The organism is Acetobacter sp. AC2005 (assembly GCF_037901235.1).
GTDB classification, from domain to species: Bacteria; Pseudomonadota; Alphaproteobacteria; order Acetobacterales; family Acetobacteraceae; genus Acetobacter; species Acetobacter oryzoeni.
Genome location: NZ_CP149629.1, coordinates 42,796 through 67,448 on the forward strand (window position 1 = coordinate 42,796; position 24,653 = coordinate 67,448).

18 protein-coding genes are annotated in these 24,653 nt (G+C 53.7%); all 18 read right to left on the bottom strand.

All coding sequences use genetic code 11. The features are described from left to right. Positions 1-43: 43 nt before the first annotated feature. Positions 44-1,261 (bottom strand): 3'-5' exonuclease, encoded by a 1,218-nt coding sequence (locus QQM41_RS15515; protein ID WP_339078326.1) that lies wholly within the window; start codon positions 1,259-1,261, stop codon positions 44-46. 23 nt (positions 1,262-1,284) lie between these two features. Continuing rightward, positions 1,285-3,504 (bottom strand): ATP-dependent RecD-like DNA helicase, encoded by a 2,220-nt coding sequence (locus QQM41_RS15520; RefSeq protein ID WP_339078297.1) that lies wholly within the window; start codon positions 3,502-3,504, stop codon positions 1,285-1,287. After that, positions 3,501-5,726: a site-specific integrase gene (locus QQM41_RS15525; protein ID WP_339078298.1), complete on the bottom strand. Its 2,226-nt coding sequence runs from the start codon at positions 5,724-5,726 to the stop codon at positions 3,501-3,503. The genes QQM41_RS15520 and QQM41_RS15525 overlap by 4 nt, the downstream gene beginning before the upstream one ends. Positions 5,727-5,730: 4 nt before the next feature. Then, a complete protein-coding gene (locus QQM41_RS15530) occupies positions 5,731-6,762 on the bottom strand; it encodes a tyrosine-type recombinase/integrase (RefSeq protein ID WP_339078299.1) in 1,032 nt (343 codons plus the stop codon). Between the two features lie 56 nt (positions 6,763-6,818). After that, positions 6,819-7,679 carry a UvrD-helicase domain-containing protein gene (locus QQM41_RS15535; protein ID WP_339078300.1) on the bottom strand — a complete coding sequence of 287 codons (861 nt, stop codon included), beginning with the start codon at positions 7,677-7,679 and terminating at the stop codon, positions 6,819-6,821. Beyond that, positions 7,676-8,365: a hypothetical protein gene (locus QQM41_RS15540; RefSeq protein WP_339078301.1), complete on the bottom strand. Its 690-nt coding sequence runs from the start codon at positions 8,363-8,365 to the stop codon at positions 7,676-7,678. The genes QQM41_RS15535 and QQM41_RS15540 overlap by 4 nt, the downstream gene beginning before the upstream one ends. A 4-nt stretch (positions 8,366-8,369) precedes the next feature. Further along, complete coding sequence (locus tag QQM41_RS15545) at positions 8,370-9,548, bottom strand: DUF3991 and TOPRIM domain-containing protein (RefSeq protein ID WP_339078302.1); 1,179 nt, start codon at positions 9,546-9,548, stop codon at positions 8,370-8,372. Between the two features lie 754 nt (positions 9,549-10,302). Continuing rightward, entirely contained in the window at positions 10,303-10,485 is a 183-nt protein-coding gene (locus QQM41_RS15550; RefSeq protein WP_087636616.1) for a hypothetical protein, read from the bottom strand. 201 nt (positions 10,486-10,686) lie between these two features. After that, complete coding sequence (locus QQM41_RS15555) at positions 10,687-11,592, bottom strand: zincin-like metallopeptidase domain-containing protein (protein WP_339078303.1); 906 nt, start codon at positions 11,590-11,592, stop codon at positions 10,687-10,689. Positions 11,593-11,615: 23 nt separating this feature from the next. Further along, the gene (locus QQM41_RS15560; RefSeq protein WP_339078304.1) at positions 11,616-11,777 is read right to left on the bottom strand and encodes a hypothetical protein; all 162 of its coding nucleotides are present in this window, start codon (positions 11,775-11,777) and stop codon (positions 11,616-11,618) included. Positions 11,778-12,272: 495 nt separating this feature from the next. After that, positions 12,273-12,446, bottom strand: a complete 174-nt coding sequence (locus tag QQM41_RS15565; RefSeq protein WP_157894003.1) for a hypothetical protein — start codon at positions 12,444-12,446, stop codon at positions 12,273-12,275. A 305-nt stretch (positions 12,447-12,751) separates the two neighbouring features. After that, entirely contained in the window at positions 12,752-13,153 is a 402-nt protein-coding gene (locus QQM41_RS15570; RefSeq protein WP_339078305.1) for a DUF6876 family protein, read from the bottom strand. Positions 13,154-13,390: 237 nt separating this feature from the next. Continuing rightward, a complete protein-coding gene (locus tag QQM41_RS15575) occupies positions 13,391-13,882 on the bottom strand; it encodes a DUF3085 domain-containing protein (RefSeq protein ID WP_339078306.1) in 492 nt (163 codons plus the stop codon). Between the two features lie 74 nt (positions 13,883-13,956). Then, positions 13,957-15,873 (bottom strand): ParB N-terminal domain-containing protein, encoded by a 1,917-nt coding sequence (locus QQM41_RS15580; RefSeq protein WP_339078307.1) that lies wholly within the window; start codon positions 15,871-15,873, stop codon positions 13,957-13,959. Positions 15,874-16,060: 187 nt separating this feature from the next. After that, on the bottom strand, positions 16,061-21,187 hold the full coding sequence (locus QQM41_RS15585; RefSeq protein WP_339078308.1) for a DEAD/DEAH box helicase family protein: 5,127 nt from the start codon (positions 21,185-21,187) through the stop codon (positions 16,061-16,063). Between the two features lie 404 nt (positions 21,188-21,591). After that, on the bottom strand, positions 21,592-22,467 hold the full coding sequence (locus QQM41_RS15590; RefSeq protein ID WP_339078309.1) for a ParB/RepB/Spo0J family partition protein: 876 nt from the start codon (positions 22,465-22,467) through the stop codon (positions 21,592-21,594). Further along, complete coding sequence (locus QQM41_RS15595) at positions 22,454-23,509, bottom strand: DUF1870 family protein (protein ID WP_012813118.1); 1,056 nt, start codon at positions 23,507-23,509, stop codon at positions 22,454-22,456. Before QQM41_RS15595 ends, QQM41_RS15590 begins: the two co-directional genes overlap by 14 nt. Positions 23,510-23,718: 209 nt before the next feature. Then, positions 23,719-24,642 carry a replication protein RepA gene (locus tag QQM41_RS15600; protein ID WP_012813117.1) on the bottom strand — a complete coding sequence of 308 codons (924 nt, stop codon included), beginning with the start codon at positions 24,640-24,642 and terminating at the stop codon, positions 23,719-23,721. Positions 24,643-24,653 lie beyond the last annotated feature (11 nt).

Sequence of the window (24,653 nt, forward strand, 5' to 3'; positions counted from 1 at the left end):
AGATATGGAGCCTTCCTCTGTCGTTCAGGCCTATCGTCCATTCTCACAAACCTAGTGCGTCAAGTTCACGTCGTGTTTGCTCCCAGGCAGATCTGGTGCAGGGAATCGCTCCTTGTCCAACCTGCCAGTTCCAGTGTGAAATCCGATTGCCCGGTGGAATATCATTGAGAAACCGCGAGGGAGTGGAGGATGTTCCTTGCCGATAATCGCATGAGGTCACTGTCGCCTGCTCCATAGCGCGCGTCAGCGCAACGTATGCCAGGCGACGTTCCTCATCCAGATTACGAGCATTCGTGCCTGGGAAGAGATTATCTTCCCAAGCTGGAAGAAAAACGTGACGAAACTCCAGACCCTTAGCGCGGTGCATTGTCAGTAACTGCACCCGCTCCTTACCTTTTTCCCCTGGGGCGCCGGAAGCCAGTGAGGCATGCTCCATCAAGTGATCAATCTTACGATAACGGTCAGCAACGTCGGCCAACTCCGCGAGGTTTTCCATCTGCGTCGCAGCTTCATCACTGTCATCAGCTCGGAGCATGTCGTAATAACCGGTATCTTCAAGCAAGAGACGCATCCGATCCCCGACAGTCAGATCCTCTTGTGCGCCAATCTCCCTCACCACACGCTCAAACTCTCTCAGGGCGGCCGCAGCTTTTTGGGAGAGGCGTGTTTCACTGACAGCAGCCAATAAGGATATGTCCTGATCACGGGCTCTCAGCTCAATAGCTCCTAACCCCTTGGCTCCAAGCCCGCGCGTGGGTTTATTTGCTACCCGACGGAAGGCTTCATCGGATTGTCGGTCATCCGGGCGGGCGGCAAGAGAGAGCAGTGCAAGAGCATCTTTAACTGCCACACGTTGGTAGAACCCAACATCTCCTACAATTTCATAAGGAACACGGGCCTGGATCAGAGCTTCTTCAATGGCACGGCTGAGCCTGTTCTGTCGGTAAATAACGGCTATATCATGCCAGGCGCACCCAGATGCTGCACGTCTACCAATTTCAGCGGCAATCGCATCAGCCTCTTCGCTCATATAGGAAAACTGCAGCACCTCAACGGGTTGACCTGCCCCTTTGCGCGTATAGAGTGTTTTGGGAATGCGCGATTGATCCTGAGCGATGATTGCATTCGATGCATCAAGTATATGACCTGTCGATCGGAAGTTTTCTTCCAGTTTAAATGTCTGCGCGTCTGGAAATTCTTTTGAAAACCCCCGGATAAATCCTATTTTCGCTCCACGCCAGGAATTTATGTGGAATGCAATTTCACAACCTCAAAAAAGCAATTTTAAAGTTTCTTTAGGCGGGAGAGATGACCTGTACCTGACGTACCCACCAGCCAGTCTCTCAGTTTTGACCAACGTAGCCTTCCGCCCTGATTTCGCACAGCTATGGCCAGAGCCTTCTTCTGCCCGACCAGCACGACGAGCTTCCGCCCCCGTGTAACACCGGTATAAAGCAGGTTCCGCGCCAGCATCGTATAATGCTGGGTCACCAGTGGGATGACTACCGCCGGATATTCCGATCCCTGACTCTTGTGGATCGTGGTGGCGTAGGCCAGCACCAGCTCGTCCAGTTCACCGAAGCCGTAAACGACCTCCCGTCCATCGAATAAGACCGTCAGTTCGCCCTCTTCCACATCGATCCTGTCGATAACGCCAAGATCCCCGTTGAAGACATCCCGGTCATAATCATTGGCGATCTGCATCACCTTGTCGCCCGGACCATAGGTCCAGCCGAACCGCTCGACCTTCACCTCGCCTGGCGGGTTCAGCGCTTGCTGCAATTCGATATTCAGCGACCGTGCCCCAAGGCCGCCCCGGTTCATCGGGCACAACACCTGCACATCGCGAACCGGGTCAAGCCCGAACCGCGCCGGGATGCGGTCCTTCACCACGGCCAGCAACTTGCGCAGTCCGACCTCGGGCTCAGCCGCCTCCACGAAATAGAAATCCGATCCCTCTTCCGCGCTCAGCTCCGGCATCTTCCCTTCGTTGATCCGGTGCGCGTTGGTGATGATCCGGCTCTGTGCCGCCTGGCGGAACACCTCGGTCAGGCGCACCACAGGGACAGCATCGGAGCCAATGATATCGGCCAGCACCTGCCCCGGTCCGACAGAAGGCAACTGGTCCACGTCGCCGACGATCAGCAGAGCCGCGCTGTCAGGTAACGCGCGCAGCAGGGAGCGCATCAGCAGCACGTCGACCATGCTGGCCTCGTCCACAACCAGCAGGTCGCAGGTCAGCGGGTTGGTATCGTCCCGTTTGAAACTGCCATTGCCCGGATCCGTCTCCAGCAGTCTATGGATGGTCTTGCCTTCCAGCCCCGTGCTTTCCGACAGGCGCTTCGCCGCCCGGCCGGTCGGCGCGCAAAGTTGCACGTCTGTGCCCTTGGCAGTCACGATCTTCAGAATGGCGTTGACCAGCGTGGTCTTGCCCACGCCAGGACCACCCGTGATCACCAGCACCTTGCTACGCAGTGCAAGGCGTACCGCTTCCTGCTGGCTGGGCGCCATGGCAAGTCCGGTCTTGCCTTCCACCCAAGTCATGGCCTTTTCAGCATCGATCTCCGGCCAGGGCGGCCGACCCACGGCGCAGGCGCGCAATCGCTCGACGATGCTCTGCTCCGCGCGATAGAGACCAGCCAAGAAGATGCAACTCGTCTCTCCCACGCTATCAGCGACCACGTCTCCCGCTTCCAGCTCCAGCGCGAGGGCTGTTTCGATCAGAGGGGCGGCGACCTCCAGCAGTTCGGCGGTGCTGGTCAGGAGTTCACCGACCGGGAGGCCGCAATGCCCTTTATCCATCGCCTCACCAAGGGCATAGGAGATCCCGGCCCTCACCCGGATCATGGCATCAGGCGCGATCCCCATCTTCCGGGCGATATGGTCGGCGGTTTTGAAGCCAATGCCCCGGATGTCCTTCGCCAACCGATAGGGGTTCTCGCTGATCAGTCTGACCGCATCCTGCCCGTAGGTCTTGAAGATCCGTACCGCCCGCGACGTGCCGACGCCGTTGCTGTGCAGGAACAGCATGATCTCGCGGATCACCTTCTGGTCTGCCCAGCCACCGACAATCCGTTCGGCCCGCTTGGGACCAATGCCTGTCACTTCCCGCAGGCGATGCGGTTCCTGCTCGATCAGGTCGAACACGGCCTCGCCGAACGCTTTCACCAGTTTTTTGGCATAGACGGGACCAATGCCCCGGATCATGCCCGAGCCGAGATAGCGCTCTATGCCTTCGACCGTGGTCGGCGGACTGGCCTTGAGGAACTCCGCCTTGAACTGCAAGCCGTGGGTGTGGTCGTTGAACCAACGCCCCGACATCTGCACGAACTCACCCGCCGAGATCATGGCGGCATGGCCGACGACAGTGACCAGATCGCGCTGCCCCCGCACCTTCACCCGCAGGACGCAGAAACCGTTCTCGGCATTGTGGAACGTCACCCGCTCCACGAGGCCGGCCAGCGCTTCCGTTTGGCATTGTTCTCCAACCACGGCACTAGTCATTCTGATTCTGTGAACGGAGAAGACACTTGGGAACCGCATGTGGCCGAAATTTCGCCAGGCGTTCGGCCATCCAGCGCTGGCTTATCTCGAAGCTTGTTTAACATTCCCTCCAATGCTTCAACGTCTCCGGACACGGCATCCCGTTCCTCTGGACTTAACCAGACCTCTTCCAGTAAACGATTAGCTGCTTGTTGAGCGGCCAGGACAACGCCCTTGGCGCTTGGCTTCGGAATATTGAAATAACAGCGTGCGCATGCCATGCGATGCGGACAAGTGCTCCAAAACGCATTGCTACAGTAAGAATCACCTAAATCGTAATACTTCCAGGGTGCTCCATCCTTCGTTGCGCCTGCCGCAATAACCTCATTATCAATAACAATTTCGATCATCCGCGCCGCCTGATCCGCCTTGGCAAACGCACTCGCCAATTGCGTAGGTTTCGACCGAACATAGCTCATCGTCGATTGAACGGACGTATGGCCGCACCATTTTGCCAAATCGAATATTGTCATTCCTTGCGGAACACTGGCCAGCATAGAAACGGCTGAAGCCCGTCCACGGTGACTTGTAATACGGCCTTTACTGTCCTCAATCGGAATACCAGCCTTTTTGCACAAAAGCGGGATAACAGTCTGATTTAAAACTTCCTTCGCGATTGGCCTGTTTCGAAGTTGAAAGAGAAAATGCACATGTTCACCGGTTCTCCGATCAAGATGTTTGCGGGGTGACGCACGTTTTTTCATCCAGGCCGTAATGTACTTATGAACAGCATGGCCGACCGGTTTGGTGTACGCAACCGAAATTTTGCCTTCCGGAACATCAAGCCAGCAGACCTGCCCTGCCGGAACGACGTTGCCAGACTGATCAACCACATCCTCTGATTGCTCACGCGTGCAACCGACCCTAAGCCGGGCGATCTCATTGCTCCGAAGGCCTGCATGTGTCCACACCACGGCGATTGCCTGCAACAAGGCGAATGGATAGAAACAGTCAGGAGAAAGGTCGTCTGGTTCGATGTTGAGGCTGGCCCAGGTCAGTTTCAGCCAAGAAGCATCATCTATGGTCCTGGGATTCACGCCAAGATATTTCGCAATATTCTTCGGTGTCGAGAGATGATATCGCGGATTACACCTGAGCCGCGCCCATTCCCAACTCTGAATATCAGATAAAAACCGGCGCATAACCTGATAATAAGCAACTTTCGTTGGAGCCTGCAGAGGCTGGCCAACTGTTGGGATCAGACGATAATCAAAGGTGGAACCGCCCCAATCGCCAACACGTAACCTGTCGACGGCGGCGAGATAGTCGGCACATACCGATACCGTCCATTGCTCTGGTCCTGTGACCTCAGGGTGCTCGCGACCCAACCAGATTCCGATACGGGTTAGAGTGTTGTAAACTGCTCGCCTCGACCCTTCTCGCAACGTTGTTGTTTCCAACCAACGTCGGCACCATGTCATCCACTCAGGATTGATATTATCAGTTTCAGTTCCGTGACGAGGTGGATATGCCCGAAAATGGATAACCTTTGATGTTAATCCCATTGCCGCCAAACCGTTTGACAAGATTCCAATCCGCTTTGCGATATGATTTCCTGTGTAACACTCTCGTGTATGTTCCAGTATCTTCCTGTCAAAACTTTCGAGTTTTGGATTCTCGCCTTGTAATGCAACTGCAGCAAATACTGATGGTACGAGGGGCCGAACGGTCTGACAGACGAAGCCGACACGGGTTAGGGCCGAGAACAGACGCTCACATTCTGTATCAACAATCTCCGCTCCAAAAACCAAGCGGGCAACGACAGCCGTCGCCACATTGCGTTGAATTTTGTACACGCTTCGAAAACCACACAGAAGATAAGCGACTGCAATCAACTGCGGTACCATTCCGGTTTTTTTCAGAACAGGACTATTATTGATAATCTCAACCCAGAGGTCTTCACTCCACCCCCAGTAGGGTTTTTCCTGGTGTGCGACCGTCAGAAGCAAATACTTCAAAGCACGATGGCTGTTAGCGCGGTCGAGATTGCTGCGATACAGGATGTCCGTCAGAGGCTTATGAAGACGCGGAACCTGCCGTTTCGTAATAACAAGATTTTCTTCTTTCCAACGTCTGACAACTTTTAATTCGTCTGCAGACAATGTCGCCCGTCTGTCGTATTCATCGAGATTAATGTGGAATTTGTATTTGGATGGGACGTGAGGAGCCTGAAATTCTGCCACTTTTCTATCCTCCGAAGACCCTGTTACCAAGCTTCATATCCATTTGTTCGACTGAGTTTGCGATCTTGCGAAGCAGATCTTCACCGGAAAGATGGATATAGAGTGTCGTGCTTTGAACATTGCGATGCCCAGCATAGGTCGCAATATCGTGTAGACACCAGCCAGCACGGGCCAGATGCGTCAATCTCAGGTGACGCAAAGTGTGCGTACTGAACAATGGCATATCAGCCTGAAGAGCAAGACGTCTGACAGTTTTGCTCCATGACCACTTCGTAATAGGCTGCCGAAAGTTCCGATCTGACTCAGATAGAAACAGGGCTGCTGAATGGGTCGCTGCGTTGCGCCTCCGATGCAGATATACCGCCAACACAGGACAGAGCACCGCTGAATAACAAACCACACGCGGGCGGGCGCTTTTACTTGTTTCGGCCCGAATGGTGAGCAGACGTCTCGCAGGGTCGATATCCGAGACGCGCAAATTTACTAATTCTTCTCGGCGCAATGCGCCGTAATACGCCAGTGCAAACATGAGACGGTTTCTCACCGTGTCCTGTGCGACCACTTCTTGCAAGCGTCCCCATTCTGGATCGGACGGCAAATGCGGCAACAGTTTGGAACGACGTACCAAACCATATCGAAACCCGACATGTTCAGAGAGTGGCCCCCGTCCTGCAACAGCCTGCCCGCGCGGCACTGGGTTTCGATGAATGATCCCTTCAAAAACCAGATGGTCATACCACAGGCGAATGGCGGACAAACGCTGATGCAGCGTGGCATTGCTGACTGGCGGGCGAACGGAAAGAAGGGGAACCGCCTCCCCACGCAGATACCTTACGAATAAAGAGACCTGAGCCAAGGTCGCGGCCTCAGCCGGTATGCCCACTGTTGTGCAAAAAAACAGATACTGATCCAGACCTCTGGCGTAGGCATCAATGGTCGCGGGTGAGCGCCCGAGATTGTCGAGTAGCGAGAGCCACAAGCATCCTTGCTTGTTCTCGGAAACCTGCGGATAACGTGTCCAGTCTGGAACGGGCATGACACACCCTTTCTTTCTGCTACGGCATCACTCTAAATCAATGCATTCCAATTAACTTATAAGATGCTCTGTGAATCATCGCCCACAGCAAAAAGCTCTCCTGACACCTCAGAGATCATTTTGAGCCAGAGAAACTGGGCGCGGTTCACGTCCTGAAATTCGTCGGCCATGACAGCTGTAAAACGGCGGGACCACCGATAGCGATAGGTCTCGTTTTGCAGCATGGCCAAGGTCGGCCACATCAGCAGATCGCCAAAATCCGCGGCATTCTGCTCACGCAGCAAACTCTGATAGCGTCCATACAATCCGGCAACAAAACGCCATCCGGCATCATCAACGAAACACTTCTGGGCATGCGCCCGCGCAATCATGGCCTCCACATGATGCCCCGCCATTTCAGGCGTCACCAGCTCTTCCTTCAGACGTGAGATACGTTCTGCCATTTTGGCAATCTGACGCGCATCTCCCGGCTCGCCCTCCATCGGACGCGGTAGCTGTTTAACAGGAACAGACTTGATCAGACGGCTGACAATTGCCAGCGCGTCATCCGCGTCCCTGATATCAAATCCTGGCCGCAAATGGGCAATGTCTGGTTCAGCACGCAACTGGCGCGCGCACAGCGCATGAAACGTTCCGAGCCATGAAGGCGCCATCCCCTCTCCGCAAGCCCGCGTAATACGCTCACGCATTTCACGGGCTGCCTTGTTGGTAAAGGTGACGCAGAGAATACGCGAAGGCTCCATGCCGTACAGTTCAATCCGCGTCGCGACACCTGCCGTCAGGGTCTTGGTCTTACCTGTGCCAGCCCCAGCAAGTACGAGCAATCGACCGAGAGCAAGAGAAGCAGCCCGCTGAGCTGCGGTCAGATCCTCCAGAACAGGCGCCAAACGTGGTGGAATGCTTAGCGCGGCACTCATAATACGCTCACCTGTTCTGCAAGGCAGCCTTCACTGCGCATGATTTCACCATCTATCGAGATGGCCAGAAAAGGCTGGGTCAGATCCCAATCCCCCATAGGAGCAATCCACGCGCCACTGATCACCAGTCCCAGACGTGGGTTTTCCCGTTCATCAAACCGCACCAGACACTGCGGCAGCGGACCCTCAGGCCATTCAGCTGCTCCAAGACGCTCAAGATGGATGTCCCAAAAACTCTTGGCGGCCGGAGACTGATCAAGCTGTTGCGCGAGACCGGCCTTGATAACCAGAACATCAAGGATGTCATCGCGATAGGTCTGATCTTGTGATTTCATTTTTTCAACTCCCTCTGTTCCTGATTCGACGAACTGTTCCAATGATGTGGCATACCAACCTTTGACGATGAGGATTTCGGCATCTTCGGTCAGCAGGGTAAACGTGCTTTCTGTGTCCCAAAGACGCGGATCCTCTGCGTCTGGTATCGTGCCCCCAATCACCACCCCAATCAGATCACAGGTGCCATCTGTGCAGTTGACAAACTGGCAAGGTGTCAGCGCTGGATCGACAACGTGACGCGCCCACACTTTTCGGGCTGATTCTGCGCCATGAAAAACACTCTGAATGGCACGCCTCCAGTTCGGGTCATGAATTTCGCTTTTCTGTGCATGATGATCCTGGGCGAACATGATGTTAGCGACCTCCCATTGAAGGAGATCCCGAACGCCTCAGCGATGTCGTGGCCTGAGCAGTCATCGGAACTTGTTCGGACTGATGACGTTTGCGTAGTTTGAGATCATCCACCCAACCTGCTGCAACCTGAGGTGTCGGCGTTGTGGATGTCGCCGATCCTGCCAGTTCGCGAAAAGGGCGAGGAGTCACGCTCTCCTTATTGCCGCGTGCCCGCAAAACCTGATTCCAGTCGGATCCGGGTGATTTTGGTGAAGCGCGACCATTCCACAATCCGACTTCCTGAGCCATTTCTGAAAACATTGCAGCATAATGATCACCCTGCTGGTCGTTATCGACTGCGATGACCAGCCGCCCCTCAGGTTGCTTTGCCCCTGCTGCCAAAAGCTGCTTCAACTCCCTCACACTTTCCGGGCTCATCCCCCCAGCCGTGGACAAGTAGAGTGTGTTGCTGGAGAAACGATCCATTGCAGCAAAGGACAGAGCATCAATAGCCGCTTCAGCTACCACAATACGCGATGGTTGCGTGCCTGGATCTGCCTCAAATCGGAAAAGGCGCTTGCCAATTCCTCCAGTGGAAAATCCCCTGTATTCCGGACCACGCATTTCCATGCCACTCAAAGCACCTTGATTGTCACGATGTGCGAACCACGCAGTCCCATTGGGACCTTCACGCAACAGGTTCTGTTTGACCGCTGCTTCAAGCACCCGATCAGGAAGTCCCCGTTCTTCGGACAGGTAACGCCATGCCGCTGATCCCGTCTGTGGCGGGTTGCGATGTTCCCACATCCAAGCCGGATCACGCTTTTTGCCTTGTTCTTCCGCAACCGGTTTGATCCGTTCTCGGACTTCGTAACTCGGCTCCAGACCGATCAGGTTGCGTAATTCACGCCGCACATGCCCCAGATTGAGACCGGGTTTGAGATATTGAACCAGTTTAAAGACATCACCCCGCGCACTCCGGTCAGGATTGGTCGGATCCCACCAACCCTTTCCACCATGGTTCACAATGATGATTTCACCTTCACCCCGGCGGAATTTGAGGTTTTTCGCCGAGCGTTGGGCCGTAGCCGCACGATCAAGACGATATCCTTCACGCTCCAGCACCACTTCGCACCGCACACGATCACGCAATACTGCCAGTTCATCGCGCTGGGCGTCTATGTCACGGTTATCTGCCATGATCTGCGCTCCAATGTTGGCCATGCTGAGGGGGTATTGAGAAAAGTTTTCTTTCCGCAGGCCCAATCTCTGATGTACGCATTTGCCCGGTGCCAGACGGCGCGAAAGCTGATCCGTGCATGTCGGTCCTCCTATTCTGAAGACCAAGCCTGCGCGTCCATGATGCGACGGGTTTAAAAAAATGCCGGGATGCTAATTTCTGACGTGTTCATGACTGACGCCCCGGACGGCTGCTATCAAGCATATGGTCCCAGGCTTTACGCCGCGCCTGTGCGGCTGTGCGCTGTATTTTCTTTTTTTCTTATTTGTTTTTTTCTTATTTTTTCGTTCATCCCTGCCTTTTATTTCGTGTGACCTTCGGTAAAACCGTCCAAGGTCTGGGAGATCTGGATAGGCATTGTTATCTCCAAAGAGACACGCGTTACTGACTAGCCAATGCGTCGCCATGGTCATTCGTTTGCCATTGGCAAGATTGCGCATGAGAACACGTTCTGATCTGCCACTAATGAACACACTCAGCCATTTATTAGTTCGGGGATCACGTCGAGAAGCATGATATTCGCCGTTCAAAAAGGCTTCGATGATCCATGGCTGACGTGGACCAGTATAGTCCCCCAAAGGCATGCGGTAGATTGCGCCAAGAGCTATGGTTCCAACACGCAAAGGATTGTCGCCCCCTTGAAAGGGGGACGTATAATACTGTCTGTTCATGGTAGGGTTTCTCCCATTTCCAGTTATGCTGTAAGATGGGCCATCATTTGCGTAACTGTTTTCGATCAATACTGTCTGGATCGAAGTAATCGGGTCTGCGCCGCAATTCCTGTTCTTCGAATTGATCGGCAAATAGCGGTACCGTCTTCTCAAGGCGTTTGCGCAGATTTCGGCGACGGGCATCCGCCTTGCGTTTGCCGCTCCAGCGTTGTGGCGGGTCGAGCAAGGGAGACCAGCCGTGAGACCAGCCTGAGCCCGGACGAACACGCGGTGCATATTGGAAGATGATCTCACGCTCTACCCACCGATCTAGTACAGTGCAGAGCCATAAGCTCCGACCGTCTGGCAACGTGTCACTCTCTGACGGGGGCATCGTATTCGGATTAGCCCAGAATACGGACACGAGAGCCTGCGTCCCGTGTCCCATTCAGGCCGCCATCTGTGAATGGTCTGAGGTTACGCGGCTGGCGTCACTCTGAAACGCCAATATGTATTCCGCTGCCTGTGATGCGAGACGGGCCGCTGCAAAAACCGCACGCTTGTCTTCCTTCAACATGGCAATCCAACTTCCAATGTAATCGGCATGTCGAACTGTTGGCGTGATGTTCAATTCGGCAAGAACAAATGCCGCCGTCAGTTCAGCCACGATCTCCTCTGCCATGTATTTGTGTGAACCGAACCGCCCTGACAGGTCACGGTCCAGACGGTTCTTATGGCCGCTCCAATGCGCAGTTTCGTGAAAGGCCGTGCGGTACCAGTTAATTTGCTCATAATAGGAATTCTGTGGGGGAAGCTGGATATAGTCTGGATCCGGGGCATAAAATGCCTTGTCTCCACCAATCCGGATGTCCGCACCTGTGGCCTGCAGCAGCGCTTCTGCATGAGGGACGATCTCGCGCTCCGGTAGCGGCGCGACTGATCCTGCCATTTCTTCGGGCAGGTTCTCACACTGGTCAATGTTGAAAACCGTAAAGCGCTTCAAAAAGGGAATGGCACGCGCGTCCTCATCTGCATCCTGACCACCGGGCACAAATCTGTCCGCATAGAAAACAGTCGTGCCTTTTTCACCCTTCCTGACATTGCCACCAACTTTGCGCGCCTGGTTAAACGTCAGCCATCTCTGAGAGGTAAAACCGCACATCTGTACGGTTCCCCACAAAAGCAGTACGTTGATGCCACTATATCGACGACCTGTGGTGACATTGAGCGGGAGCGACGGACCTGAAGCGGTATTAGACCAGGGCTGCACCCATGGCGCCACTCCATTTTCCAACTGCTCCACGATGCGGTTGGTCACATCCTGATAGAGATCGACACGTTCATGTTTGGTCATGATGAGTTCCTCTCTTTTAAGACTTAGCCCAGACCCGCAAAGGTCAGTTTATGGGGCAGCACGAAATCGGGACCGCAAATCAGAACTGCGACTGTCAGAACAAGGAGGATTGTCCCGGCAAGCAGACCTGCGAGTTCGATGTAGTCACGTGCTGTGGTGGGGATGGGGAGTTTCGTGTCGCGCATTGTCGGCATCCTTCTGCTCTTTTTGGATACCTTCGCGCGACCGGGGCGCTGTGGCGGGGGCAAGAGCGGTGCGCTAGCACCGGGACCGGACCCACGCACAGGCCGCGCAGCGGGCGAGCATGGGGAGGACCCACCTCTTGCCCACGACGCGGCGCTCTGGTGCGACTTCTCGTCTTTCTATTCCTGATTTGTTTTTCTTGATCTTTCCGTTCGGTTTTTGCTTGTCTGTCAGTCATTCGATCATACGAACTTCGAAAATGATCGTGACGCACAGGAACCTCTATGTTAGAAAATAGAGGTTCCCTTCAAATAAAGTTGGCGCTTGTGCCCATAATGGACACACTTCATGGCGACAACAAAAGTACGTCGTTCAGACGCTAAAACGGCTTTCTGGCGCACCACTCAGGATCGGAATGGCCTGCGGTAAGGGATTGAGAGAAAGTTTCAGAGGCTTATCGTGTCTCCCGTCCCAGGAAAGTCCATCACAAGGAAGCATCAGACGTTCCGCCAACGCATCACGATCACGCTGGAAACACACCCGTTCATTTCCACCCTGTGGACGCTGGCACGGACTTCCAGCTTTTGCACCACATCCGCGACATGCAAGAGACAGAGCCGGGTCTCCATCTGACCATTCCATATGGCATCGACGACAGGTGACAGGTTCATCAGTACATATCCAGCGTGTCGGACGCACCGAACGCTGCCACCGGTCTTCAGAAACGATCATGTGTTTGAGCATGGGATCATTCTCCTGAGTTAAGGCTCTTTGTGTCCTGGGTTTTCAGATGCGTCGATCAGGATTGAGTGTTTTCTTCCACCAATGAGAAGTCACTGAGTGTTGTGGATCCAGTCCAGCGTTCTGCCCATTTTCAACACTGCCCTTCAGATCTCTGAATTGTCAGAAATGACAGGGCGCCAATACAAAGTAAGCCGCCCAGTGGGCGGCTTTCCTGAAAAACGACTTTGGGCTCTCAATATTCGCTGGGAAGCAATACGATGCGTCCCATACCGGGCTCACGGAAAGCAAACAGTTTGACCTCATTGAGCGGGAAATCCGTATAAGGTATCTCCTGACGATAGAGTTCAATCTCGCCTTCGCCAGTTTTATCCCCATCTGTGCAAACAACGACCGCCGCATGTTTTTCAAGGTCAACCTGCAATGTCCAGAACTGACGCTCTTCAGTACGCAGGGCTGGCAGATACTGAACACTTGCCAACACATCAATCAGCCACGCTGCACCATTGGCTGCAAGATAATGGGCGCCATCTGTCAGCAGAAGACCGCTATGCCAGCGATAGTAGCGAACAGTTCCGGTAAATCCAGCAAGAGCAGAAGACGTAATGGCGTGTGTCGGTTCCAGCGTTGCAGACATGGAAACTCTCCTTGAAAACGGTGATGCTCGGGAAATGCACTTTTCTGGATATCACTGTGCATTCCCTGACATCTTCCCGCGGGGCATAGTCTGGAGGCTGGAGCAAACGCGGCGCGCAGCGTCGGGATCGGACCCACGCGCAGACCGCACTGCGGTCGAGCATGGGGAGAACCCACCGTTTGCTCCAGACAGCAGACTATGGCTCTCCCCTGCTCAGATATTGCGTTTTACCTTTTTCTATTTTTTGGATGCCAACGCACGTTTGCGACGTGGTGGCGCAAGATAGGGACTGGAAATCCGTGTCGGTGACACATCAAGCCAGAAACGCCCTCTTCTCGTCGCTTCAAGCGCATTCCTTATGGCTTCGGCTGCAAGAAATTCTGCCCCGTCATCACCGCCAAAGGCTGCCTGCTTCACATGCCACCAATCGTCAGGTTGCTTTTGCGGATCGGCTTCAAAAGCATAGGCGACAAGGTTTCCTTCGTTCTCAGGATCCTTGAGCGCTGGCTTGCCATTCGACATGAGATAAATGCCATTATCTCCTACCAGCATCAGCCCGGCAGGAACTTTGGTGAGATCGATGTCATCGTAAGACGGAGATGGTGTCGATTTCCCATCTTTTAGAAAGGTGGGCTCATAGAGTTGGTCAAAGGTGGGCGTATGCTCTTTTGCCGCTTCAGCATGAGCCTGCAACTGCGTCACGCGCGCATGATCAAAATGAAGTTTCATGGCGGTATTTCCCTAAAATATGCCTCTGGATGGACATAAAAAAAGGCGGCCGTTCGATGGGCCGCCTGTATTTGTCAGACCATGATAATTTCAAGGTGCTCAGGCATCTCACGCGCCAGCTCTGTCAGTTGGGTTGGTATGCGTGGATCATCTGGTGCTTTGGTATGCGAGGAAGCCGTCTCAGACACCGACGGTGTGTCATCTGCTGACACGTCTTCTTCAGGTGTCAGCGTCTCTTCATCAGCTTCAGCCACATCTTGTTCGTCACAGAGTTCCATGTCTGATGACTGGTCATTGATCTCGTCATCTTCCTCAGTCTGTGCATCCAATTGGGCCCGTGCTGCCGCACGCGCTGCCTGTTTTTCCATTTTGGCTTTCCATGCCGGAATGCCGGCTGCAAAAGTCGCAGGTTCGGGCACCCAGCGTTTTTCGCCAACATGCGCCATCAAGGCTTCACGCATAGCCTTTCCCGTGGGTTTTTCTTCCAGTCCTTCAGCCTGGACAGCCTTGGTAATCCCAGGTTTGCTGTAAGTCTTGAGGAAATCCTCAAAAGCCATCGTCGGCATATGGGCATCGGCATTGAACAGCACACCAAGGATCTGGGCAGGCAGTCCACTTCCACTATGCATGCTCACCTCGCAGTTCATGAAACTGCTGAGCACTGCAAGAGCAGCGTTCCGAAGCACTGCCGGATCGCGCACGAGCACGCCCTCTGGAAAGACACTTGCAACGGCCCGGTCCCGTTCGGAAGCCGCACCATAGGGATCATAAGTGTTATCTCCATGGATATTCACATTGTCAGCACTCAGGGCCAGCAGGAACGCCCCTATCAGATCCCATGGGTCCGCGCTCTCGCGGGCTGCTGCCAGTGCCTCTCGCAATGCCTGTGTGCGGACCTCACCGATAATCTTCTGACCCGTTCCGGAAATATCCGCACGTTCCTTGGGCTTCTCGGTAGATTGGGCACTCGAAAACGAAAGTGCCCCCTCTTCACCGCTCTGGGCTGTCCGTTGCGTGATTTTGCGCATCCGGCCAGTCTTGATCGCCAGCGTGCGGGAGCTCACCCAGATCGTCGGGATATCATCTGCCTGCTCCATTTCCCATGACCCAACACTCCGGTGCCCCTCGGGAACAATCCCTTCTCCATACTCGTTTGCCTGAATGAAGACGCAGCCTTCAGGTTTCTTTTTTTCGGCCCATATCTGCTGTGCCTTGAAGATTGCCGCGAACTGGGTGCAGTAACGATTGTCCTGCCCACCCTGCCCGAAAAGATCATCTTCCCAGACCACGCCCGCCTCTTGTGCCGTCTCGTCATCAAATTCAAAATCACGGGCATATAACTCGACCTGATCAAGATAGCGGACGAAATCTTCCCAGTCGAAGTGCGCAAACTCTTCCCTGCTCATTTCATAATCGGCCGGATCAACTCCCTCATCCGCACTTTCAGCCCAGATCTCGGCCCATACATCGCGTTGTCGCTCCAGCGGCGTGCGCGCAATCGCATTGCGTTCCTGAAAAGATGGCCCAATCCCTGCATCTATCGCCGCTATGATGGGCGGATGCATCTGGGACAGAAGCATCAATCCGCGCAGATAAGCAGGCGTTACCATGAAGGACCGACAGATTTCTGTGTCAGTAGCCCCTGTTGCGCGCATATCCAGCACACCACGCCACTGTTCGGATTCCGTCATATCCGCACGCACGATATTTTCGGCGACAGCCGCCATCGTATCGCTCTTTTCATCACCTGAGCGGACGTGCACGTCAATTTCGGTCAATTTTGCCGCAATGCATGCCCGCACGCGCCGGTGACCTGCGACAATCATCAGTTGACCATCCTCAAGTTCCCGCACGCATGGAGGATGAATCAGACCCACTGTCTTGATATTCAATGCAAGCTGATGATCCGCGCGAGGATCTGGCTGCGTCTTGCGTGGATTGTTCGGGTTCGGCACGAGTGTTTTGGGATCAACGCGGCGAAGTTCCGTCATGATACTCTCCTCACTGTCAGGTTCATGAGGCGTTATTTGTCTGACCTCATACCTTTGGCACCGCCGCAGACGCACACACGGGGCAAGGGCGTGCGTCAGCGCGGCCCCGGAACGGGGCGCACCCTTGCTGCGGGTGGGCGGCCTGTGGCGCGCCCTTGCCTTTTCGGCTTTCTGTTTTCCTTTTTTCTCAGGACAATTCCTCTGTTTTTTCAATCGCGTCAGAAGCAGCATCATCATTTGCTGTGGCTGATTTCAGCGCAGCTTCCTCTTCCTTCCCTTCTGCTTCCAACTCGGCATCCAATGCGTGCAGCTCAGCACGTTTGGCCTGAAGATCCACAGCTTCCACAAACGGCAGCCCTTCGCGTGAGCGGTAAGCTGGCAGTCGGCGTTCTGCCTCTTCCAGGCTGCGCTGTGTTTCAGCCAGATCGCTGTCCAGCCTTAGGGCTGCATGCTCAATACGTGAAATCAGTCCCAATGGTTTGGTCTCACGATCCGTCTCGACCTCGATTTCTCCTGCTGGGGTATCCAGATAGATCGTTGACACAACTTCTCTTTTTCTCTTATCGGACGTTCTGAACTGCTGTTCATGTGCTTCGCACATCACCTCGAAACCGGCGATGCGCCCCATGGTCCATCGCCCGGTACGGCCTTCGCGTTCAGCAAGCCGCGCCTGTGACAGGATCCATGCCCCAGCTTTCTCACGGCTCTCAACCACCTTGGTGTTTCGGTGCAACGCAAACGCCTCCCCTTTCGTGGATATCCGCTGATTGAATGCTGCCTCAATTTTCGGAATGCGTGTCTGCGCTGTCCTGATGTCGCGTTCAGCTCTCTGGATCTGGCGACGCACATTGAACTGATCATCGAAGTGTGCGGCCTGCAAACGCTCAAGACGCGCAATATCGGCTTCCAGACCTGCTTTCTGAATCAGACGCATATCACCTGATGCAAGCGCCTTGGCCATTGCAAACTGATTGCCTTCACCACCCACATCCTCAATCCGACGAATGGTCCGATCTCCCGACATCGCAAGACCGATAAAACGCATCTTGCGTTCAAGCAGCTGCCAATTGGTGGCGTCTACAGATCCCTGCTGCGCGTATGCGTAGATTTCCACTTCATCGTGCTGGTTGCCCTGACGCACAATCCGACCTTCACGTTGCATGATGTCAGCGACTAGCCATGGCACATCGAGATGATGCAGGGCTTTCAGGCGCTGCTGCGCATTCACTCCCGTTCCCATTGTGGCTGTTGAACCAATCAGGATACGCTTGCGGCCTGCATTAAGATCACCAAACAGACGCAGCTTGGCTGCTGCCTTGTCGTAATCCTGCATGAAGGCAATCTGCTCGGCCGGGACACCCATGCGGATCAGCTCTGACCTGATCCAGTTATAAGCCGAGAACCCGCGCTTGCTCTGTGAGGTCTGCGTGCCGAGGTCGGAAAAGATCATCTGCACCGCTCCCGGCAAATCATAGGCCCTGCCCGTTTCTGGATTGGTGTAGCGATTGGCAGATGTCTCATGCCAGATCTCAAATACCTTCCGGATCATCACATTCAGCTTGGAGTGCGGGTCATTATCTGCCCATGGCTTGATGAAACGTAGATCGATCGCACCAAAGCGGGCATCATTCATCACACTGAGAATTATGTCGTCTCCCTTCTGTGGGCGGCCCGAACGGGCTTCAATCGCACGCATCCGTTCTGCGAGTGTCCGCTGGAACGCCCGGAAGTCTTCCGTGCTCTCGGCCACGACAATCTGTCTGTTACCGCTCTTTACTGAGGGCAGCTTTACATATCGGGACAACTCATCAGACTGAACGACATCAGCAAAATCACGATACATGGCCATCAGATCGGCCACATTGACGAATTCGGTAAAGCGCGTGACCGGTTTGTAAAGACCGTTGGGCTGAAGCTCCAGTTCGGTACGTGTTTCCCCAAAGTTGGCGGCCCACGCATCAAATTCATGCAGATTGCGTGCGACAAGAGCATCCAGGTCCATGTACCGTCCGACATTCCACAATTCGGCAATGGTATTCGTGATAGGGGAGCCTGACGCCATAATCAGCGGACGTGTCGGATCCTTCTTCGCGAGGTAACGGGTTTTCACGAACAGATCCCATGCACGCTGAGAGCCATTGGGATCGACACCTCGCAGATCGGACTGATTGGTGGCGTAGGACAGTTTCCGAAACAGTTGGGCTTCATCGACAAGGATCTGATCAATCCCGATTTCACCCATGTGCAGCAAATCATCCTTGCGGGCAGCCAACCCTTCAAGCTTTGCTTCCATCCCTTCTTTCATGCGTTCGATCCGCTTGCGCGAGATACGGTCGTCACCATCAAGACCGGAAAGAATGGTTTCGTAAGAGGCAATCTGATCCTCGATCATCTCGCGTTCAAATCCCGCCTCGACCGGTATGAACTTGAAAGCGTCATGCGTAATGATGATCGCGTCCCAGTTTTCTGTCGCCGCTCGGGCAATGAAACGCTGGCGTTTGGCTTTGACGAAATTGGCTTCGTCGGCCACCATGATCCGTGCCGTGGGATAAAGCATGAGAAACTCACGCGCCATCTGTGCAAGGCAATGACCTGGCACCACAATCACGGCCTTGCTGATCAGTCCAAGCCGTTTCTGCTCCATGACGGCCGCGGCCATGGAGAATGTTTTCCCCGCTCCCACGGCATGCGCCATGTAGGTGCGTCCTGAAGCGATAATCCGCCAAACCACGCGCTTCTGATGAGCACGCAGGGTAATCACACTGCTCGCTCCAGGCAGATGCAGATGACTGCCATCAAAGGCACGCGGCACAAGGTTATTGTAGGTCTCGTTATAGAGCTTTACGAGACGGTCCGAGCGCTCGGGATCCCCCCAGACCCATTTTTCGAACGCGCTCTTGATAGCCGCCAGTTTTTCCTTGGCTGCCTCGGTTTCCTGCGTATTGAGTTTGCGCCGGTCATTGCCATTCTCATCGCGCCAGTGATCCCAGATCTTGGGAATGGACTGGGACAGCGCGTCCTCCAGAAGTTCAGCCGCATTGCGTCGTTCCGTGCCCCAGACGGATGTTGCTTCAGCGCGAGACAGAAACGGCGCACGATTGATACTCCAGCATGCCACTTCCGGGGTATGACGAACGGTTGTTTCAATCCCCATGACCTCTTGTACGAAGTCCTGAATGTCCGTGACGGGCAACCACGGTGCTCCCAGACGGGCTGTAATTTCAGAGGGACGCAGATCAGCAGGCTGCACACCTTCAAGGGCGCTGACATTGCGTGCATACCGCTGATCATGATGTGCGGCCTCGCGTGCGAGCGCCAGTTTGGTGCGCACCGCACCTGAGAGCATCTCATCAGACGTGACCCAGACGTCCCTGCCCTGCGCGCTGCGTTCCGGATCGAGGTAAATGCTCTCACCCAGTTCAGCCAACGTATCGGCTTCACTCCGTCCCAGCAGTTCGGCAATGAGAGGCAGATCCACACGGCCCGTTTCATGCAGGGACACAGCCAGCGCGTCATGGGCTCCGTGTATTTCAGGCTCTGTCGGTGCATGAATGACACGCTCTGAAAATATTGGCCCCATGCGACCCGTATCCGTGCGCTCGTCATACTCCTCAATCGAAGCCACCAGCCAGACGTCAGGATCATCCAGAAAGGGCTGCAGGTTCGGACGCCGCTGGGTTTCGCGTGTTTTCCCAGTTTCAGGGTTCTCGCGTAGCGTGGTGCGGGTATGATTGATGGGGCCAAACTCTCGCACGAAACTCTGGTACGCCGCCTTCAAAGTGCGCTGCTGCGCTCCATAAGGTAGGTTCTGCATCTGCGCCCGCAATACGCTGCGCGCGGCATCACGGATGGGCACCAGCGCACGAATGATCCGCGCATGTTTGGCAAAAATCCCTTCTGTCTGTCCTGCCTTGCGGATCGGCACGATCTGCGCCTGTCCCTCGCTAATCTGGTGCAGAACACCCCGTTCTACAAAGTAGCTTCCTTCCTTGAGGTCCGCACCAGTTGCCGCGGTTCCAACCGTAACGCCCTCACCTGCTGGTCTGGCAATACGCGCCTCTAACGGCTGCAGGAAATGAACGTTGGGCGCGATCCGGCTCAGGGCTTGCGGAAGAAGAAGGTCTAGTTCTGCGCCGGCGGTGGCAGAGCATGTGTAATCGGGACCAAACTGCGTTGTCGTCCAGATATGACTGCCGAGCACCTGTTCGGGATGGTCATGGAAATACCGGTTTATGACGAGCGGACCATTCCCCTCATCTGAGTCTGGGATGTCTGCAGTTTCAACCCAGCTCTCGTTTGACGGCTCTTCCCCCATTTCTCGTTTGCGGAATGCCAGGATATCGACCACCACATCTGTCCCGGCATCGTCACGCATTGCGCCTTCAGGTAAACGCACAGCGCCAAGCAGGTCTGCGCTCTCGCCGATAATCCGTCGTGCCTTAGGATCCGTTTTGTCCAGTGTGTATCGGGAGGTCACGAACAGGGCGATACCCCCTGGTCGTAAAGCTTCGAGTGAGCGGGCAATGAAGAAGTCGTGAAGACTGAGACCCTGCTTCTCCAAGCCAACACGACCGTGCACCGTGCGATTGCTAAAGGGTGGGTTACCAATCGCCAGATCATAGCCCTGTGGGAGCTGGGCACGCGTGAAGTCCTCACTGCGTATCCATTGGTTCGGGTAGAGCTTGCGCGCTATGCGGGCTGAGATTGGGTCGTTTTCAATGCCTGTGAAGGCGATCTTGCCTTCCAGTTTTTCAGGTCGTGCGGCAATGAAGAGCCCCGTGCCGCACCCCGGTTCAAGCACTGAACCGCCCCGAAACCCCATACGCAGGGCCATGTCCCACATCGAGTGAACAATCAGTTCCGGCGTATAATGGGCATACTGTGTCGCACGCTGCAGACCGGCGCGTTCAGTCTCCGTCGTCAGCTGTTCAAGTTCTGCAGCAAGGCTTTCCCATCCTTTGCGGACCTCTCTGCCTGTGGTCGGGAAGAGGTTGTTGGCCAGTTCACCCGCACCAAAACCTGTAAAACGGGCGAGCACCTCCTGCTCTGCCTCTGTGGCGTTCCGATCCTCGCGCTCAAGTGTTCCGAGCAGGGCAATTGCTGCGAGGTTGGCCTCGGCACGCGCTTTCCACCCTTGAGCCAGACCACGAACGCCCTTCAGACGAAAATCCCGCTGCGGGATGCGGAAGGTCTGAGGGGAGGGGAGTGAGACTTCCGGTATGGGCTGGTCATCCTCCAGAGACCAGAGGGCTGCAAGTTCACCTGACAGCACTGTAGTATCGAACAGATTGAGTTGCGAGGCAGACATGGACATGATGGCACACTCCGTCCAAACGGCTTCGCCCGACACCTCTTCTGAGGTTCGGGGGCCTGATTGCTGGGTTGGTCGGGGTCAAGTGCAGAACGGGGAGTGTTTACTCTCTCCTTATTCCTTCTCCTTGACACTTCCCCGACAACCGGGCCGGAGTGGGTGGCGCAAGTGCGGCGCCCTGCGCCGGGAGCGGAGCCACGCACAGGCCGCGTAGCGGGCGAGCATGGCGAGCACCTACCACTTGCGGCGCACGCTCAGGGCTGGTGAACCTTCTGTCCTTCTGTCCTTCTGTCCTTCTGTCCTTCTGTCCTTCTGTCCTATGCAACGTTGCATAGGAGAAAGGAACACAAATAAAAAAAAAGGCTATGCAACGTTGCATAGCCTTGGAACTGTCAGATTGTTTACCTCTAGTAGCCCAGCAATTGATCAATCATATCGCGAGCCTGTCGGAGATCATTTTTCTCTTCCTCTGACAAAGCTATCTTCTTGCCACCTATGCTTGTGGTTTCCTTTATAAATCTACGAATAGTTTTAAAAGCCTTCAGCTCGGATCCTGTTTTTTTGTCCGCTATGTTCTGCGATTTCGTATCAGCCTTTTTGCGTAAATCCTGCACTTCGGCCACTGTCGCGGAGCCGGTCATCACTCGATCCATCAAGACCTGCTGCTGAGTTGGATCCTCTTCACGCACTATTTGAACTAGTACGTTAATAGGAACTGCGTGAGCCGATGCGAAATCTAAAAAAGCACAAGGGAGATCGAGAATCCGCAGCGTGCGATTTACCCTAGATTGACTTAACCCTAGCTGGCGGCCTGTTTCGCTTTGTGACCAGTTATTTAAGTCCATTATATTGCGTAGCCCACGCGCCTCTTCCACTGCTGACAGATCAGTTCGGAGTAAATTTTCAACCAAGCTTGCCGCTCTATAATCACCTTCATATTCAATAGCTGGAAGCTTCTCCCAGCCAAGACTGGCAGCTGCTCTCCACCGTCTTTCACCTGCAACGATAATCCATTTTGCAGAACCTTCTTCTGCTTCTCTAACAAGGATTGGTTGCAGAATTCCCCGTTCTGAAAGAGAAGTAGCTAACGCTTTAATATCTTCCGAATTGAAAAACTTGCGAGGTTGATCAGGGTCAGGAACTAATTCAGAAAGCTGCACCTCGAAGCTATGATTAAATCTTCCCTTACCGAGAAATGGAGTTGAGAAAGACGTTGTTATACCCTTTTGTGCTTCTAGAAAGGCCGAGGGGTTTCTCTTCTTGAATGTTCTAGCCACGGACATCTTCCTCTGTTTGGTTTAAGTCCAAAGCATCGGTGGCCAGCGTAGGCTGATTTCCCTTGCTGATAGCTTCGGCAAGTCTCACGTAAGGGCGCACAGCAGGGTTGGTCGGTGATACTTCCACGGAGATCTTTCCTTCCCAAGCTGCATTACTAAAAGCAGTACTACTTGGCACCGGTTCCAAAACGTCAGCCTTCCCCGCAAGCGTTGTTATTAGATGCTCTATTATTCCAACATCAACGTATTGGTTAGACGAAAATTGAGTGGGAATTACTCCACCAATTCTTAGACGTGGGTTGGACCGACGGTTTACTTTGGAGATCGTGTCTAGGATCAGGTTCACCCCCATAACGTCATATGGTTCTGTACGAACAGGAATGAAAACCTGATTTCCGGCTGTTAATGCCATCCACGTTAGAAAGCCTAGGTGAGGTGGACTATCGATTATAATGTAGTCAAAATCATTCTGTACACCTTGAATGGCCTCACGAAGCAGACCTTCTGTACCAGGTTCCCTGCGAACATCTACTTCGGCCAGATCAATATGACTTGGTATAAATGAGAACGGTAGAATTCGTCCGTTTCCAAGTTCCGTTGATTTGTCGAGTATCACGTCTGCAAAGGGGATTCCCTTGAGCAACGCCGCATCGAGTGTTCTGCCATTGCGATATAGTTCTACTAAAGCATCGCCAACGAGCGCTGAGGTTGCACTGGCTTGTGGATCTGCATCTATTAGCAGCACGCGATAGTTAAGGCGACTTAAAGCATATGCAACATTTAAGGCGCTTGTCGTTTTACCAACTCCACCTTTTTGGTTGGCAAAGACTATGACTTGCAACGGCTGAGGTCTGCGCTCGATTAGCTGCTGTAGTTCGTTCAACACCTCAGACGGGATAGGCTGGCGTCCGTTTTCCCAACGTGAGATCGTGTGTCGATCATAGTTTCTAGAAAGCCGTTCGTTTAATAAGGATTTTAACTCAGCCTGTGAAAGACCTAAGTTCGTCCTAATTTTCTTAAGAGTATTGCCTGCATTATTTTCCGTCATCACCACTCTCCTGCCATCAGCAACAGTGAGTGTTGAGCAATCAACACTCCCCTGTCAACACTCAACATCAACAGAGAGGATATTGGACTAAACTCACACACTTTTTTTTGCGTAAACAACTGATGTAATTGGAAAATATTTTTTCTGATTATGTGATTTTAAAACCGAGTAAACCAGACCGTGAGAGAAGTCCAATCCAAAGACGTTTCTTAAGGCAAATACCGGTTACGCTCTTTTACTGGTGCCGGGGAAGGAAATAGGGTTAGACCTTGACGGTCGTCTATAGTTACTACGGCCTCAGGGTAAACGGACAAAGCAAGATTTAAAGATGGGATGATGTCCCGTCTGAAAAAACGAAGCTCTCTATAATCGGGACCAAATTGACTTTTAAGGGCTGCCCAACTCACTTTAACAGGCCCTGGCAGAATGTGGAGACGGTAGGCAAGCCAAATATAAAGGTCAATAGCCATTGACCTACCTGAGATTTGGCGAATTGCCACTTCACGTAAAGGTAGTGGATGCTGAATCAGACTGTTATAGAAGGACTCATCGAGAGTTACTACTTCTAGCCACAGTGACTGCTGATCTGAGTTTGATGGATCCAGAGGAAATATAGCGTCTCGTACGAATGCGCCGTTACTGACATACTGATTCCCGGCATCTGATCGGAAAAAGGTTAGTCGGCAGCGGCTAATTCTTCGACTTTGCTCTCTTACTAAATTGTAGGTTTTTCCTCCAATAGATAGATTCATTGCTGAAAGCCAAGCGTTCATTGACGCCCCAAGTTCAATTTGTCTGCTTTTATTTCTGACTGCTTGCGTCTGAAGATATAAAAGTATCAGTCGTGCTACTGAACCATAAGGAATGCCTACAGGCTCTTTATTGGCATCAAGACCGCTTTCAATGAGTAATTTTACTGGTCCACCGTCGCGTTCCCAAACAGGAGAGTTGGGTTTTTTGTGTGGAAGGGCGGCCATTGCGAAGCCTGCATGTGCTATACCGATAGCTTGTTGTTCGTCGCACAGCACTTCGTGAGCGGCATCGACACAAGCACGAGAGTTCTTGTCGATGTTTTGCAATCGCCGGGCCTCATCAAGACCATGCTGCAACAAAAGGTGATGAACGTCTGCCATTACCCTGACCC